At 73.2% G+C, this 15504-nt stretch carries 11 protein-coding genes, 1 tRNA gene and 1 pseudogene; 6 read left to right on the top strand and 7 right to left on the bottom strand.

Annotated features, from left to right (window positions below):
- The first annotated feature begins 30 nt into the window (after positions 1-30).
- Together ACGFYY_RS12155 and ACGFYY_RS12150 are read left to right on the top strand one after the other, a co-directional pair.
- Positions 31-1344 (top strand): sensor histidine kinase, encoded by a 1314-nt coding sequence (locus ACGFYY_RS12155; RefSeq protein WP_393708666.1) that lies wholly within the window; start codon positions 31-33, stop codon positions 1342-1344.
- Positions 1332-1988 (top strand): response regulator transcription factor, encoded by a 657-nt coding sequence (locus ACGFYY_RS12150; protein ID WP_393708664.1) that lies wholly within the window; start codon positions 1332-1334, stop codon positions 1986-1988. The genes ACGFYY_RS12155 and ACGFYY_RS12150 overlap by 13 nt, the downstream gene beginning before the upstream one ends.
- 22 nt (positions 1989-2010) lie before the next feature.
- Here the strand turns inward: ACGFYY_RS12150 and ACGFYY_RS12145 are convergent, their stop codons facing one another.
- The 4 genes from ACGFYY_RS12145 to metG all read right to left on the bottom strand — a co-directional run bounded on the left by ACGFYY_RS12145 (position 2011) and on the right by metG (position 8588).
- Positions 2011-2619 carry a barstar family protein gene (locus ACGFYY_RS12145; RefSeq protein WP_393708662.1) on the bottom strand — a complete coding sequence of 203 codons (609 nt, stop codon included), beginning with the start codon at positions 2617-2619 and terminating at the stop codon, positions 2011-2013.
- A gap of 229 nt (positions 2620-2848) precedes the next feature.
- Positions 2849-5404: an MDR family MFS transporter gene (locus ACGFYY_RS12140; protein ID WP_393708660.1), complete on the bottom strand. Its 2556-nt coding sequence runs from the start codon at positions 5402-5404 to the stop codon at positions 2849-2851.
- Positions 5405-5444: 40 nt separating this feature from the next.
- Positions 5445-6719, bottom strand: a complete 1275-nt coding sequence (locus ACGFYY_RS12135) for a glycosyltransferase 87 family protein (protein ID WP_393708658.1) — start codon at positions 6717-6719, stop codon at positions 5445-5447.
- Positions 6720-6872: 153 nt separating this feature from the next.
- Complete coding sequence (metG, locus tag ACGFYY_RS12130) at positions 6873-8588, bottom strand: methionine--tRNA ligase (RefSeq protein WP_365277575.1); 1716 nt, start codon at positions 8586-8588, stop codon at positions 6873-6875.
- A 485-nt stretch (positions 8589-9073) separates the two neighbouring features.
- On the opposite strand from metG, the gene ACGFYY_RS12125 reads away from it, so the two are divergent.
- Together ACGFYY_RS12125 and ACGFYY_RS12120 are read left to right on the top strand one after the other, a co-directional pair.
- On the top strand, positions 9074-9658 hold the full coding sequence (locus ACGFYY_RS12125; protein ID WP_393708655.1) for a sigma-70 family RNA polymerase sigma factor: 585 nt from the start codon (positions 9074-9076) through the stop codon (positions 9656-9658).
- An 809-nt stretch (positions 9659-10467) separates the two neighbouring features.
- Positions 10468-11187: pseudogene (locus ACGFYY_RS12120) on the top strand (IclR family transcriptional regulator C-terminal domain-containing protein); the annotation flags it as partial.
- Between the two features lie 424 nt (positions 11188-11611).
- Here ACGFYY_RS12120 and ACGFYY_RS12115 read toward each other — a convergent pair.
- Positions 11612-11696, bottom strand: a tRNA-Leu gene (locus ACGFYY_RS12115).
- 232 nt (positions 11697-11928) lie between these two features.
- Here ACGFYY_RS12115 and ACGFYY_RS12110 point away from each other — a divergent pair.
- A complete protein-coding gene (locus ACGFYY_RS12110) occupies positions 11929-13098 on the top strand; it encodes a low temperature requirement protein A (protein WP_393708653.1) in 1170 nt (389 codons plus the stop codon).
- Here the strand turns inward: ACGFYY_RS12110 and ACGFYY_RS12105 are convergent.
- Positions 13082-14023: a beta-ketoacyl-ACP synthase III gene (locus tag ACGFYY_RS12105; protein WP_033220062.1), complete on the bottom strand. Its 942-nt coding sequence runs from the start codon at positions 14021-14023 to the stop codon at positions 13082-13084. The two genes, ACGFYY_RS12110 and ACGFYY_RS12105, sit on opposite strands and share 17 nt — an antisense overlap.
- Positions 14024-14228: 205 nt before the next feature.
- On the opposite strand from ACGFYY_RS12105, the gene fdhD reads away from it, so the two are divergent.
- Positions 14229-15056, top strand: coding sequence for a formate dehydrogenase accessory sulfurtransferase FdhD (gene fdhD, locus ACGFYY_RS12100; protein ID WP_393708933.1), 828 nt, complete (start codon positions 14229-14231; stop codon positions 15054-15056).
- Here the strand turns inward: fdhD and ACGFYY_RS12095 are convergent.
- A complete protein-coding gene (locus tag ACGFYY_RS12095; RefSeq protein ID WP_393708650.1) occupies positions 15046-15504 on the bottom strand; it encodes a hypothetical protein in 459 nt (152 codons plus the stop codon). The two genes, fdhD and ACGFYY_RS12095, sit on opposite strands and share 11 nt — an antisense overlap.

Genomic DNA, 15504 nt, shown 5'->3' with positions numbered 1-15504 from the left:
ACACCCGGTGCCGGCCTAGGCTGGGCGGACATGTCCCACTCGACCCCCCTCCCCGAACCACCGGCCGACGCCGTCCCGATCGCCGTCCTGGCCGCGCTGCGCCGGCCGCTGAGGTTCCTGGGCTCGTGGTGGCCCTGGCGATGCTGGGCGTACCTGGGCAGCGGGTTCCTCATCGGCTATCCCGTACTGGTCGTCCTCGTCCTGCTCGTCGGGCTCGGGGTGGCGCTGGCGCTGGTCGGGATCGGGCTGCTGCTCCTGCTGGGCGCCGTCGTCGCCGGGGTGCCGCTGGGGGCACTGGAGCGGTGGCGGCTGCGGTGCGTGGAGCCCGCGCGCGTGCCGGATCCGCACACCTCCCTGGCCGGGGCCGGGCCCGCCGCCTGGTTGCGGACGCGGCTGCGGGAGCGGGCCACCTGGCGGGAGTTCGCGTACGCGGCCCTGCTCGGGCCGGTGTTCGGGGCGGCCGGGTTCGCCGTGGTGACGCTGCTGGCTTTCTCCCTGATCCTTGTGGCGACCCCGGTGATCGTGTGGGCCATCGCCCCGGACACGGTGATGCTGATACCCGGCCGGGCGGTGTCCGGGCCACTGGAGGCCCTGGGCGGCACGGCCGTGGGACTGGTCGCGATGGCGGTGGCGGCATACGCGGGCGCCCTGCTCGCCGGGGCCCAGGTGAAGGCCGCCCGCCTGTTGCTCGGACCGCGGGTGGAGGCCGATCGGATCCTGGAGCTCACCCGCTCCCGGGTCCGCCTGGTCGACGCCTTCGAAGCCGAACGGCGCCGTATCGAGCGGGATCTGCACGACGGCGCGCAGCAGCAGCTGGTGGCCCTCAGCATGACCCTGGGCCTCGCCGAGCTGGAGCTGCGCGGCATCCCGCAGGCGGCCGGCGCCGCCGCCCTGGTGGCCCGCGGCCGCGGCGAGGCCAAGGTCGCGCTGGAGCAACTGCGCGACCTGGTACGGGGGATCCACCCCCAGGTGCTCACCGATCACGGGCTCGCGGCGGCCGTCGCGGAGGTGGCCCTGCGCCATCCCGTGCCGGTGACCGTGGACCTGGACGTGCCCCGGCTGGCCGAATCGGTGGAGATCACGGCGTACTTCACGGTCACCGAGGCCCTCACCAACGCGGCCAAGCACAGCGGCGCTTCGCGCGTCGCGGTCGTCGGTAAGGTCGAGGGTGACCGGCTCACTCTCACCGTCACCGACGACGGTCGCGGCGGCGCCGATCCGGGCGCGGGAGCGGGCCTGGCAGGACTGGCGGACAGGGTGGCGATGTTGAAGGGCAGGCTGGTGGTGTCCAGTCCGGTGGGCGGACCGACCCGACTCCGGGTGGAGGTCCCGTGCTCCGGCTGATCCTCGCCGAGGACTCCGTACTGTTGCGCGCCGGGTTGACGGAGCTCCTCACCCGTGGCGGGCACCAGGTCCTCGCCGCCGTCGGGAGCGCGGAGGAGCTGGTGCGGGCGGTGGGGGCGCAGCGGCCGGACGTCGTCGTGACCGATGTGCGGATGCCGCCGGGTTTCCGCGACGAGGGTCTGCGGGCCGCGCTCGAACTCCGCGCCCAGGATCCCTCGTTGCCCGTGCTCGTGCTGTCGCAGTACGTGGCCACGGCCTACGCCACCCAGCTGCTCACGGGCACCTCGGGGGGCGGGCTGGGCTACCTTCTCAAGGACCGGGTCGGCGAGGTGGCCGAGTTCCTCGACGCGCTCCAGCAGGTCGCCGAGGGCCGTACGGTCATCGACCCGGAGGTGGTGCGGGTGCTGCTCAGCCACCGGTCCGCGGACCGGCCGCTGGCCCGGCTGACCCCGCGCGAGCGTGAGGTGCTGACCCTGATGGCCTCGGGGCTCAACAACCAGGCCTTGGCGGGCCGGCTGTTCATCACCGAGGCCGCCGTCGTCAAGCACGCGTCCAGCATCTTCATGAAACTCGACCTGGACGCCACCGAGGGCAACCGCCGGGTCCTGGCGGTCCTGGCCCATCTCTCGGGCCAGGAGGCGTAGGGGAGCGCCCGGCGACGAGCTGTCATCGCAGGATGACGCTCACGCCCCTGCCCTCGAAGATCTCCAGGATCAGGTCGAACAGCGCGACCTCGTGATCGCCGGTGGGCACGCGCTCCACCAGTCGATTCCGGGCCGCGGCCGAGGAATCCCAGTACAAGGTGAACGGAGCGGTGGCGCCCCAGCGGCCCCCCAGGCAGTCGTCCAGAGCGTCCAGGTTCCAACCGAAGTAGCCACCCGGTCCGTTGATCGCCTCACCGATCGCGCAGAAGAAGCTGTCCCTGTCGACGATGTGCCGGCCGTCCAGGGTGAACGCATGGCCTGCCGGTGCATCAGGTCTTCCTCGGCGTCGGTACACGTGGGACCACAGGGCCACCGAAAGCCACGCGCGCCTGTCCTCGGGAGCGAGTGCGTGCCACATTCCGGTGCGGTTCAGGTGACCGGTGCGGACCAGATCCCATGCTCGTTCCGCTCCGGGCAAGGCGTCCTCGCACCACAGCGTCACCGTGAGGTCGACGAGGCCGAATCCACGGGCGGAGGGCTCGACGTCGACGACGGTGACCTCGCCGACGAAGTAGGAGCCCATGACGGCACCGTCGCCGTCGAGAACGTCGAACCAGGCGTTCCCTGCCATGGCGCGACGACTACCGACACGGTCCACGCTCTTCGCCAGACCACCCTGCGGGAGGCACCCTTCGAGGCGCACCCGGCGTGCGCCCTCCTCGTCGGGCACCGGCGTGAAGAGCCCCACGGCATCGTGAGCGGAGCCCCAGAAGTCGCTGTCGTCCTCGTCCGAGGTCAGCGCGTACTTGTGCCCCTCGCCGCTCCGCTCCGACGATGACCGGCCCGGCGACGGTATGCGGTCAGAGCGCCGGGCGGTCACTCGTGTCCCGCTGCGGGTGCCGGGCCCTGATCCGCAGGGCGGCCGGGACGGCCGCGAGGAGGAGGACGCCGACCGCGCACCAGAGGGTGGTGGTGTAGGAGTCCAGCAGCCGGGCGAACACGTCGGTGTCGTCCGAGATCTGGTGCATGCGGCTCACCAGGACGGTGCCGAGCACCGCCCCGCCGATCGACTGCCCCAGGTGGTGGGCCGCGCCGAGGGCCGCCGAGGCCGCGCCGGCGTGTTGCGGGGCCACCCCGGCGGTGGCGGTGGCGTAGAGCGGGGCGAGGGCCAGGCCCAGGCCGGCGCCGGTGAGCAGCATGCCGGGCAGCACCCCGGTCGCGTACGGGGTGGCGCCGCCCACGCCGGCCAGCAGGGCCGATCCGAGGGCCGTGACCACCAGGCCCGGCAGGACGAGGACGCGGGGCGCGACGCGGGGCAGCAGGCGGGCGGAGACCTGGGTGGCGACCACGAGGGCCGCGGCGACCAGGGGCAGGTGGGCCGTCCCGGACGCGGCCGGGCCTTCGCCGCGGATCTGCTGGGCGAAGACGCCCAGGGCCGGGAGGAGCGCGACCACGGCGACGCCGGCGCAGAGCAGGGCCACGAGGGAGGCGAGGCGGCTCCGGTCGGCGAGGACGTACGCCGGGAGCAGTGGGCCGGACGTTCGCCTCTGCCACCACAGGAACGCGGCGAGCAGGGCGACGCCGACGACGACGAGAATCAGGGTCTGGACGACGCCCCAGGCCTCGGCCTGGGCGAGAGCGCAGGTCAGGGCGGCGGATCCCGTGGTGCCGAGGAGGACGCCGAGTCCGTCGAAGCGGGCGCCGGTGCGGCCGGGACGGTCGGGCAGCAGGGTGAGCGCGCCGATCAGGGCGAGCACGGCGAGCGGAACGACGGACCACAGGGCCCAGCGCCACGCCAGGGTCTCGGCGAGCCACCCGCCCGTGCACAGGCCCAGCGCGCTGCCGCCCGCGGCGACCGCCGCGTAGACGCCGAAGGCCCGGCCGCGTTCCCGAGGGTCGGTGAATCCGGTGGCCACCAGGGACAGCGCGGCCGGGACCAGCAGGGCCGCGAAGGCCCCTTGCAGGGCGCGGGAGGCGATCAGCGGTCCGGAGCCGGAGGCCGCGCCGCTGAACACGGCGGCCGCCGCGAAACCGATCAGGCCGGCCACCAGCATCCGCCGGGCCCCGAGCAGGTCGGTGAGGTGCCCGCCGAGGAGCAGGAGTCCGCCGAGGGCGACCGGGTAGACGCTGAAGACCGGGTTCGAACCGGCGGCGCTGAGGCCGAGTTCGGCATGGATCTGCGGACCCAGCAGGGTGAACTGCGCCGCTTCGATCAACACCAGCAGCTGTGTCAGGGCGAGGACCGCGAGGCCCCACCAGCGCCTGGGGTGCGGGGGCGCGAGGGCGGCGGACGGGTCACCGGGAACGGGGCCCGGGGGCGGGCCGAAGCCGCCCGCGGGGCCGAAGCGTCCGGGGGGCGTGGGGGCGTACGCGGGCGGCGGGGGCGGGGTCCCGTACGGGGAGGCGTCCTGCCGGGACTGCGCGGGCACGAGGCGGGGGTCCGGCGGCGCGGCGGTCGTGTCCTCGGCCGGGGCCTCGCCACCGGCCGCGGCCCCGCCACCGGCTCCCACGGGGGACGCCGGGGCGTAGTCCAGCAGCCGCGCCGCGTGCCGGCCGAGCTCGGCCAGTACCGCGCCCGGCAGCCATTCCCCGGTGGTGTCCGCGGCCGTACGCCGCGACACCTCCTCGGGGGTGGGCCGTCGGGCCGGGTCCTTGTGCAGGCACGCGCCGACGAGCTCGACCAGGGGGTCCGGGACCCCGGTCAGGTCCGCCTCCTCCTCGGCGATCCGGAAGAGGTGGGCGTTGAGCCCGGTGTCCGTGGCGCCGAAGAGCATGCGTCCGGTGGCGGCGTACACCAGGACCGCGCCGAGGCAGAAGACGTCGCTGGCGGGGGTCAGTTCGAGGCCGCGGACCTGCTCCGGGGACATGAACCCCGGCGAGCCGATCAGCATGCCGGTGCGGGTGTGGAGGCTGTCCCCGGTCAGGCTGTCCATCGCCCGTGCGATGCCGAAGTCGATGACGCGGGGGCCGTCGACGGTGACGAGGACGTTGGACGGCTTGAGGTCGCGGTGGATCAGGCCCGCCTCGTGGACGGCCCGCAGGGCGAGGGCGAGCCGGTCGGCGAGGGTGCGCACCGAGTCCTCGGGCAGCGGCCCGAACTGCCGGGCGACCACGGTCTGCAGGTCGGGCCCCGGGATGTACTGCGTCGCCACCCAGGGCACGGCGGCCTCGGTGTCGGCGTCGAGCACCGCCGCCGTCCAACTGCCGCCCACCCGCCGCGCGGCGGCCACCTCGCGGGCGAACCTCCGGCGGAATTCGGGGTTCCCGGCGAACTCCGCCTGGACCACCTTCACGGCGACGGTACGGCCGCCCTCGGAGCGGCCCAGGTAGACCAGGCCCATCCCACCGGCGCCCAGCCGGGCGATCAGGCGGTACGGTCCGATACGGTTCGGGTCTTCGGCGGTCAGCTGATCCACGACCGGAAGGATAGTGCAACTATCCAACACGCGGGGGCCGTCAGGCGAAATGTCCTCCCGACCTCTCGCTCCGCTCCGGCCGCCGCCCGTCCGACGATCGGAGCCGGAACGAGCCCGTCACCACGCGCGAGACACCGGGCCCGGTCACCGAGCGGGCCCAGACCGACAGCAGGACCGGCAGCGCGAGGTAGCCGAAGCGGCCCGCCGGGGCCAGGAGGAAGGCCAGCGTCAGGCCGAGGGCGAGACGGTCGGCGGCGGCCACCACGGTACGCGGCGGCCGCACGACCAGGGAGACGGCCACCGCGACGCCTCCCGCCAGCAGCAGACCGACCGCCAGGTACCAACCCCAGGAGCCCAGTTCGGCGAGCAGGTGCCCGGGCAGTGGACTGCTCGCCGGGGTCGCCACCTCCGCGCGCCCGGTGGGGAAGGCGAACACCTGCCGCCACAGCTCCGCCGGCTGGAGCAGCACGGCCGGCAGCACCAGCAGGGCCGTGCCGCCGGCCGCCACCAGAGCGCCCCGCAGCGCCGGCCGCCCACCGCGGCGGACCGCGAGCAGGGCGACGGCCACGGCCACCGCGGGCAGCGCCGTCCACTTCAACGCGCACGCCCCGGCGAGGGCCGCTCCGGCCAGGACGGGCCGCCCGGTGGCGGCGGCCGCCAGCGCCAGGCAGCAGAGCCCGGCCAGCGGCAGGTCCACCCCGCTCACCGCCAACGGCAGGGCCACCACCGGCGAGGCCACCAGGAAGGGCAACAGCCCGCGGGCCGACCCACCACCCGACTCGCCGCCCGGCCCGCTACCCTGCCCGCAGCCCGGCCCGCCGCTCAGCAGCCGCCGGGCGGCCCACAGGCAGCCGTACAGTGCGGCCGCGCACCAGATGCGGGCGTCACCCAGCAGCCGCACCGCCCAGCCGTCCCCGCTGCCGTCGCCCCCGAGCAGCGCGCGCGGTACACCGAGCAGCGCCATGCCGGGCAGGTAGGGCGTGTACTCCTCGACGTGCGCGGGCCGGTCGACGTAGAGCCGGCCGGACTCCAGCAGGAGCCGCCCGGACCGTTCGATGACCGTCACCTCCGACTGGCCCCGGCCGGTCAGGACCAGCCACAGCAGGGGCAGGGCGACGGCGCCCAGCAGGGCGGCGGCGAGCGCCGCGCGGCGGCGGCCGACCGCGGTGGCCACGGCGGCCGCGAGGTAACCGACGGCGGCGCACCAGCCCCACAGCCGGTGCGGCGCCAACGAGGAGAACAGGGGGAAGGACAGCGCCCACGCGGCGGCCAGCAGCCAGCCGGTGGTCCACCGGGCGGTAGGGGAAAGGGTCATGGGCCCATTCCAGCCGCGCCGCCGCGCCCGGTCTGCACAGCCAGGTGGACGGTCCGCGGTGGGGTTTTCCCTACCTCCCCCCTCCCCGCGGGCACGCGAAAGGGGCACGACCCCGACGGGTCGTGCCCCTCACGTGGTTGTCGCCGGGGGGCCTCAGGCCTCCGGGTTGCCGCCGAACCGCTCGCGGTAGGACTCCAGGTCCTCCTCGGTGACCCGCGCGAACAGCACCGGCGGCACGGTGAACGGGGTACCGGCCGGCACCGCGTCCAGGGACCGGGCCCGCTCCGGGGTGATCCAGGTGGCCGTGTCGTCGGCGAGCGCGAACGAGGAGCGCATGACGCGCGCCGAGGCCGGGATGAACGGCTCGGAGACCACCGAGTAGAGGTGGATGAGGTTCATCGCCGTACGCAGGGTGAGCGCGGCGCCGTCCAGGTCGGTCTTGACCTCCGTCCAGGGGGCCTTCTCGTCCAGGTAGGCGTTTCCGGCCGACCACAGGGCGCGGAGCGCGGCCGCGGCCTTGCGGTACTGGAGGGCGTCCATGTGGCCCTCGTACTCGGCCAGCAGCTCGGCGATCTGCTCGCCCAGCTTGGCCTCGACCTCGCCGGCCGGGCTGCCGGCGGGGACCTCGTCGCCGAACTTCTTGCGGGAGAAGGTCAGGACGCGGTTGACGAAGTTGCCGAGGGTGCCGCCGAGGTCCTTGTTGACCGTGGCCTGGAAGTGCTCCCACGTGAAGGACGAGTCGTCGGACTCCGGCGCGTTGGCGATGAGGAAGTAGCGCCAGAAGTCGGCCGGGAGGATCTCCAGCGCCTGGTCGGTGAAGACGCCGCGCTTCTGCGAGGTGGAGAACTTGCCGCCGTAGTACGTCAGCCAGTTGAAGGCCTTGACGTAGTCGACCTTCTTCCACGGCTCGCGGGTGGCCAGCTCGGTGGCGGGGAACATCACCGTGTGGAACGGGACGTTGTCCTTGGCCATGAACTGGGTGTAGCGGACGTCCTCGGCCTCGTACCACCACGACGTGTAGTCGCGGTTCGCCGGGTCCAGGTCGGACCACTCCTTGGTCGCGCCGATGTACTCGATCGGGGCGTCGAACCAGACGTAGAAGACCTTGCCCTCGGCCGCGAGTTCGGGCCAGGTGTCGGCCGGGACCGGAACGCCCCAGTCGAGGTCACGGGTGATGGCACGGTCGTGCAGGCCCTCGGTCAGCCACTTGCGGGCGATGGAGGAGGCGAGCTGCGGCCACTCCTCCTCGTGCTCGGCGACCCAGGCCTCGACCTCGTGCTGGAGCGCGGACTGCAGGAGGAAGAGGTGCTTGGTCTCGCGGACCTCCAGCTCGGTGGAGCCGGAGATGGCCGAGCGGGGCTCGATCAGGTCCGTGGGGTCCAGGACTCGGGTGCAGTTCTCGCACTGGTCGCCGCGGGCCTTGTCGTAGCCGCAGTGCGGACAGGTGCCCTCGACGTAGCGGTCCGGGAGGAAGCGGCCGTCGACCGGCGAGTACACCTGCCGGATCGCACGCTCCTCGATGAACCCGTTCTCCTGGAGCTTGCGCGCGAAGTGCTGGGTGATCTCGCGGTTCTGCGCGGAGGAACTGCGGCCGAAGTAGTCGAAGGACAGCTCGAAGCCGTCGTAGACCGCCTTCTGGGCGTCGTGGGCCTGCGCGCAGAACTCGGCGACCGAGACGCCGGCCTCCTTGGCGGCGAGTTCGGCGGGGGTGCCGTGCTCGTCGGTGGCGCAGATGTAGAGGACGTCGTGGCCGCGCAGGCGGAGGTACCGGGAGTACACATCCGCCGGAAGCATCGACCCGACCATGTTGCCCAGGTGCTTGATCCCGTTGATGTACGGAAGCGCGCTGGTGATCAGGTGTCGAGCCATCCTCGGATGCTCCATTTCCTTTGTGCGGTACGACGTGACGTAACGGATGGTGAATGCGGTTCATCGTATCGAACCGCCGTGAGGCCACGCGCCGCAGTTGTTCATGGGTGGACTTAACGCAAAAGCGAGGGCAGTGACCTCTCCGTCACGGCCCTCGCGATCAGGCCCATGCTACAGCGGGACCGCGGCGCACCCGACCGGTGTCCAGGGGCCGGCAGCGGCGCCGGGCGAGGGATGGCCCGACGATGGCACCGGCAGCGGGCATATGCATACGTGCTGGCTGGAGCCGTGCGTGATCGGGATCGATCACGGGTCGATCATCCACGACGCATTGCTTCCAGGTTTCTTCTCTGCGCCCCCCGAGTGCGCCCGCGCTGCTTTTCTGTTCAGCGCACAGGGGATGAGGTGGAGCGGTGAACGATGGCGGACCGGAGGAGTCCGGTGGGGCCGTGGGACTACCGAGCCGGCGTCGGCGGCCGACTCCCATGAGTCAGTGGGATCCGACGGCGCGCCTTTCGTACTGGGCCTTCCACGCCAATCGGCGGCCCGCGTACATGCGCTTCGCGTATCTGCAGCTGGGCTCCGACGCCGCGGCGGAGGAGGCCGTGGACGCCACCTTCGACTCGATCATGGGTGAGTGGCTGCGGATGCTCCACATGGACCGTCTCGACGCCTACGCCTGGACCGTCCTCAAGCACTGCCTGATCCACCGGCAGCGCCGGCGCCATCCGTGGCAGCAGCGCCCCGAGCCGATGGACATCAGCGCCTTCGAGGCCGCCCTGGAGGAGGCCCACGCCGACCGGTACGAGGTGCTGACCGACACCATCCGCTTCTACTCCGCCGTCTCCCGGCTCGCCGAACGGCAACGCGACGCCGTACTCCTGCGGTACGGGCTCCAGTGCACCCCCGGTGAGGCCGCGGCCGTGATGGGCGTCGACGAGGCCACGATCCGCTCCCACCTCGGGCAGGCCCATCGGCGGCTCGCCCGCCTGCTCGCCACGTCCGCCGCGTCCCCCGACTCCGCCGCGTCCCCCGACTCCGCCGCGTCACCCGAATCAGCCGAGTCATGAGGCGCCACGAACGGCAGGAGCGGCCGGACGGCGAACCGATCCCCCGCACCCTGGCCGACCTCCTCGCCCGGGCGGGTGTCCGCGACCGCTACCGGCACTACGACCTCGGCGCCGCCGAGGCCCGACTGCTGCGCGCCACACCGCACCCGCCCTCCGGACACCGCGCCCGACGCCGGTCGGTGCACGGCTGGAGCGACCCCGCCCGGGACTGCCCCCTCGACGCGGAACGCGCCCGGCGCGACCTCAAGGCCGTCTGCCTCGCCTCCGCGTGCGCGCCCAAGGCCGGGGCGCGCCTCGACTCCTTCCTGACCGACGACCACACCGACCTGGCGGGGGCCGTCGTCTTCGGCTGCCTGCTGCACCTGGCCGGGCTGCGCGAAGGGGCCCGTTTCTGGTGGCAGTTCGCCGCCGGGTCCGGGAGCCCGCGGACCTCCGTGGCCGCATACTGCCTCTTCCTCGACCACTCCCGGCGCGGCGAGCACCACGACGCCCGGCACTGGGCGCGCGAGCTGGGCCGGCGCGGTTTCCGGCCGGGCGGCCGACGGGATCTGCGCGAGGTCCGGCTGTGCACGCAGGCGGCCGTGCTGCGCCACGTCGACCAGCGGGAGGATCCTGACCTCGGCCCGGTGCCGCTGCCGAGGCCCGGGCTGTCCGGGGTACTGGCCGCGTTCCTGCCGCAGCCCGTCACCGTGTCGGCCTCGGCGCCGCGGCCGGTGGTCCCGCTCCGCCCGGCCACCGGACCGCTGCGCCACCCGGCGCTGACGGCGGCGCACCGCGGGACCGCCGCCCGGGCGGAGACGAGCCAGGCGCTGACGGAGGCGCGCCGCGCGCTGGCCGTCGTACGCGTCCTGGAACGGCACCCGTTGGGGGTCCGGGCCGCCCAGCTCGCCCGGGAGTCCGGCCTCGCCGAGGGGGAACTGCGGCCGCTGCTCGCGATGCTGTGCGAGGAGGAGTACGCGGTGCGCCCGGCGCTCGGGGTGTACGGGCGCGGCCCCGCCCTGGACCGGCTCGCGGCGCCCGGCGGGCACGGCCTGCCCGGGCAGCTCCAGCGGACCTTGGCCCTGGCCCGGGACAGCGCGGGCGCCGCGGTCTACCTCGGCCGGTACGCCGAGGGCGAGGTCCGGATCACGCAGATGGCGGACGGGCCCGCGACCCCGCCGGTGCGGGAGTGGGTCGATTTCCGGGCCGCCGCGCACGCCAGCGCGGTCGGCAAGTGCCTGCTGACCCAGCTCGACCACGACGGGCGCGCCGACCACGTGGCCCGGCACCGGCCCGCGCGGCTCACCCCGCGGACGATCACCGACAGCGGGGTCCTGTTCAGCGCCCTGGACGCGGTGGCTCCGGGCGCGCCCGTGTTCGACCTGCGCGAGTACTCCCCCGGGGTCGTCTGCTCGGCGGTCCCGATCGCCACCGGGGTCGCCGCCGGGAGCCTCGCGCTCTCGCTGCCGGCGAGCCACGCCCACCGGCTGGGCGCGGCCACCGAGACCCTGCGCCGCAAGGCAGTCCCGGTACTCCTGGCGCTGCTCCTGACGGGCGCGATCCCCCCGGACGTCCCGGCCACTCCGGCGGCCTCGCCGGTTCCGGTCGACCGGCCCCGGCCGATGCGGGCCCCGGTCACCCCGGAGACCCTGCGCCACCTCCGCCGGCTCTTCCGCACCCCGCTCACCGGCGTCTCGGCCGCTCCGGGCGGCCCCCACCTGGTCAGCGACACCGCGGCGGCCGCGGCCTACCTCTTCGACCCCGTCCCGGACACCGACCGACCCCGCCTGTCGTTGCCCCACACCTTCACCTCGCTCCCCCCGGGCGGCCTGACCACCCCGACGGGCCTGGTGGTCCTGGGCCCGTGACCGACCCCGGGCTCCGGACCCTGGTTCCGGACCCCGGCCCCGGCCCCGGAACCAGGACAGGAAAAGCAGAAGAGCCCCACACGATGTGTGGGGCTCTTGCTTCTTGTGTCCGAGGGGGGACTTGAACCCCCACGCCCGATAAAGGGCACTAGCACCTCAAGCTAGCGCGTCTGCCATTCCGCCACCCGGACCAGGTGGTCGGCCCCGGTTTCCCGCGGCGACATGGACAACAATAGCAAAGGATCGGCGGGGCTCCGACCACTTATCCGGGCGGTGATCATCCGCCACGCCGGGCTGACCTGCACGCATGCACCGGCGAGCTTCGCGAGACGAGTCGTCTCGCCGCCGGATGTCGATACCGGCTGGACATCAGGGGTGGCCGGACGGTCGGATGGCTGCGCACACGTCCGGGGGGAGCCGCGCATGGAATCCGAGCACCGCGTCAGCACGCTGGAGCTGTTCTTCGACCTCGTTTTCGTCTTCACCATCACGCAGTTGACGGTGCTTCTGGCGGACGACCTGAGTCCGCGGGGCGCGGGTCAGGTCGTGCTGATCTTCACCGTCCTGTTCTGGATGTACGGGGGCTACGCGCACCTGACCAACCAGGTGCCGCCCGACCGGACCGTCCGGCGGGTGCTGCTGATGCTGGCCATGGGGGCGTTCCTGGTCTGCGCCCTGGCCGTACCGACCGCCTTCGGGGCCGGCGGTATCGCCTTCGGCCTCGGATACCTGCTGGTCGTCCTCGTGCACAGCGCCCTGTACACGCAGGCGCACGGGTTCGGAGTGCTCTGGTTCGCGCTCCCCAACGTGCTGTGCGCGCTGTCGGTACTGGTCGCCGGGTTCTTCGACGGGCCGCCCGCCTGGGGGCTGTGGATGCTCGCCCTGCTGATCCAGTTCGCCGTGCCTCAGCTGGTTCAGCGGGTGACCGCGAGCGGGACGGGGCCCGTCGAGGTCGAGACCGTGGTGACGACCGTCAGCGACCAGCTCGGTGGCATGAGCTCCGGGCACCTCGTGGAACGGCACGGGCTCCTGCTGATCATCGTCTTCGGCGAGTCCGTCATCGCGATCGGCATCGGGACCGGCTCACTGCCGCTGTCCGTGGGGATCGCCGGTGGCGCCTTCCTCGCGCTCGCCGTCGCGTCGGCGCTGTGGTGGATGTACTTCGTGCGCGACGAGGGCCGGGCCGAGGAGGTCTTCGCCGAGACACCGCCCGAGAGCCGTTTCAAGCTGGCGATGCTCGCCTACTACTACGCCTTCCTGCCCATGCTGCTCGGGATCGCCGCCTTCGCGGCCGGTGTCAAGAAGACCATCGGGCACCTGGGCGAGCACCTGCACACCGGCCCGGCGCTCGCCCTCGCGGGCGGAGTCGCCGTCTACCTCGCCGGTGACCTGGCGTTCCGGGCCGTGCTCGGCATCGGCCCGGCCCGGTTCCGCGCGGCGGCGCTGGTGCTCGTCCTGGCGACGGTCCCGGTCGGCACGGGCGCCTCCGGGCTCTGGCAGCTGGTGGCGCTCGTCGTCGTGCTGCTGGGGACGTTGGGCGCCGAGGTCCGCTGGACCCCGGGCTGCGCCGCGACGCCTACGGGCAGTGGATGACCTGGCCCGCGTAGGAGAGGTTGCCACCGAAGCCGAAGAGGAGGACCGGGGCGCCGGAGGGGATCTCGCCGCGCTGGACCAGCTTCGACAGGGCCATCGGGATGCTGGCCGCGGAGGTGTTGCCGGACTCGACGACATCGCGGGCGACGACGGCGTTGACGGCGCCGATCTTCGCGGCGAGCGGCTCGATGATGCGCAGGTTCGCCTGGTGGAGGACGACTGCGGCCAGTTCCTCCGGGGTGACTCCGGCCTTCTCGCACACCTTGCGGGCGAGCGGCGGGAGCTGGCTGGTGGTCCAGCGGTAGACGGACTGGCCCTCCTGGGCGAAGACCGGCGGCGAGCCCTCGATGCGGACCGCGTTGCCCATCTCCGGGACCGAGCCCCACAGGACGGGGCCGATGCCGGGCTCCTCGCAGGCCTCGACGACGGCCGCGCCCGCACCGTCGCCGGTGAGCACGCAGGTGGTGCGGTCGGTCCAGTCGGTGATCTCGGTCATCTTGTCGGCACCGATGACCAGGGCTCGGGTGGCGGAGCCGGCCCGGATGGCGTGGTCGGCGGTGGCCAGGGCGTGGGTGAAGCCCGAGCACACGACGTTGATGTCCATCACGGCGGGGCCGCCGCCCATGCCCAGCTTGGCGGCGACGCGCGCGGCCATGTTGGGCGAACGGTCGATCGCCGTCGACGTGGCGACCAGCACCAGGTCGATGTCGTCCGGGGTCAGGCCGGCGCCGGCCAGCGCCTTGCCCGCCGCCTGGTAGGCCAGCTCGTCCACCGGTTCGTCCGGGCCCGCCATGTGGCGCGTGCGGATACCGACGCGGGACCGGATCCACTCGTCGGTGGTGTCGACCATGGCCGAGAGGTCCTCGTTGGTGAGCACTTTCGCGGGCTGGTAGTGCCCTAGCGCCACCACGCGTGAACCGGTCATGGGCGGGGTCCCCCCTTGTACGGAAGTCAGGATCACCCAGCTTTGCCTGCTACTGGTGGGTACGTGTGCGTGTGACCCGACAGGATTCCGGCACCGGATTTTGGAGCTTCCCGAGGATCCACCTGCCGGGAGCGTCGTGGGAAGCGGAACCGCGACAATGAGCATGTCGGAAACCGGCGGGAACAGAAGGGGTGTGCTGATCACCATGGGACGGGTCACCGAGCGTCGACGCGTCGTCCGGATCCGGAACGGCGCGGTGGGTGTCCGGCCGGACACGCTGGTGGCCGAGGAGCCGCTGGAGATACGACTGAACGGCAAACCGCTGGCGATCACGATGCGCACGCCGGGCGACGACTTCGCCCTGGCGGTGGGCTTCCTGGTCAGCGAGGGGGTGCTGGGCTCCGCCTCGGACGTACAGGCCGTGACCTACTGCGAGGGGGCGACCCAGGACGGGTCGAACACCTACAACGTGGTGAACGTGCAGCTGGCCGCCGGGGTCCCGGTGCCCGACATCACGCTGGAGCGGAACGTCTACACCACCTCGTCCTGCGGCCTGTGCGGCAAGGCCAGCCTCGACGCGGTCCGTACGGCGACCCGTTTCCCGGGGATCGCCGCCGATCCGGTACGGGTCCCCGCGGAGGTCCTGAGCGCGATGCCGGACCGGCTGCGCGAGGCCCAGAAGGTCTTCGACCGTACGGGCGGCCTGCACGCGGCCGGACTGTTCACGGCGCGGGGCGAGCTGCTCGACCTGCGGGAGGACGTGGGCCGGCACAACGCGGTGGACAAGATCGTGGGCCGGGCGTACCGATCGGGGCGGCTCCCGCTGGCGGGCGCGGTCCTGCTGGTGTCGGGCCGGGCCTCCTTCGAGCTGGTGCAGAAGGCCGTGATGGCGGGCATCCCGGTGCTGGCGGCCGTCTCGGCGCCGTCCTCGCTGGCGGTGGACCTGGCGCTGGAGTCGGGCATGACGCTGGTGGGCTTCCTGCGGGGGCCGGACATGAACGTCTACGCGGGCGAAGAGCGGATCACGGTGTAGGGACCCTGCGGTAGGTCTCGAGGCGTCCGGGGCCGAGGAACCCGGCCCGCACGTCGCTGCCGTCTCCAAGGGTGCCGCTCTTCCCGGTGCCGGCGAGGGTGAAGTAGTCCCCGCAGTACGGCACCGCCGACGGTCCGTCGATCGTGAACTTGATCAGGATTCCCGGGTTCTCGTCGGAGTGCCGGCTGATGATCCAGGTGCCCTCGGCGGTGAGTGGGCCGGGCGCCCCGCTCGCGGTGCACTCCCAGCCCGAAGCGTCCGTGAGGCGGGCCCGGCCGTCGGCCAGCACCTCCAGTCGGGCTCCGTGGTCACCCTGCCAGGTGTCCGTGACGTCCTGCGCCGTCAGTGGTTCGGAGGGTTCGGTGGGCTCGACGGACAGGGCCACTTTCACGACGACCAGGACCAGCAGACCGAACAGCACGATCACCGCGCGGGCGAGGTTCTGCAC

The organism is Streptomyces sp. NPDC048331 (genome assembly GCF_043201215.1).
Classification (GTDB): Bacteria; Actinomycetota; Actinomycetes; order Streptomycetales; family Streptomycetaceae; genus Streptomyces.
The sequence above is the reverse complement of the archived record's forward strand: the minus strand, read 5'-3'. Positions and strand labels throughout refer to the sequence as shown.

Excerpts from the sequence above, each read along its gene's own strand:
- metG (WP_365277575.1), bottom strand. The coding sequence starts at position 8,588 with ATGGCTCGACACCTGATCACCAGCGCGCTTCCGTACATCAACGGGATC.
- ACGFYY_RS12155 (WP_393708666.1), top strand. The coding sequence starts at position 31 with ATGTCCCACTCGACCCCCCTCCCCGAACCACCGGCCGACGCCGTCCCG.
- ACGFYY_RS12145 (WP_393708662.1), bottom strand. The coding sequence starts at position 2,619 with ATGGCAGGGAACGCCTGGTTCGACGTTCTCGACGGCGACGGTGCCGTC.
- ACGFYY_RS12110 (WP_393708653.1), top strand. The coding sequence starts at position 11,929 with ATGGAATCCGAGCACCGCGTCAGCACGCTGGAGCTGTTCTTCGACCTC.
- fdhD (WP_393708933.1), top strand. The coding sequence starts at position 14,229 with ATGGGACGGGTCACCGAGCGTCGACGCGTCGTCCGGATCCGGAACGGC.
- ACGFYY_RS12135 (WP_393708658.1), bottom strand. The coding sequence starts at position 6,719 with ATGACCCTTTCCCCTACCGCCCGGTGGACCACCGGCTGGCTGCTGGCC.
- ACGFYY_RS12105 (WP_033220062.1), bottom strand. The coding sequence starts at position 14,023 with ATGACCGGTTCACGCGTGGTGGCGCTAGGGCACTACCAGCCCGCGAAA.
- ACGFYY_RS12125 (WP_393708655.1), top strand. The coding sequence starts at position 9,074 with ATGAGTCAGTGGGATCCGACGGCGCGCCTTTCGTACTGGGCCTTCCAC.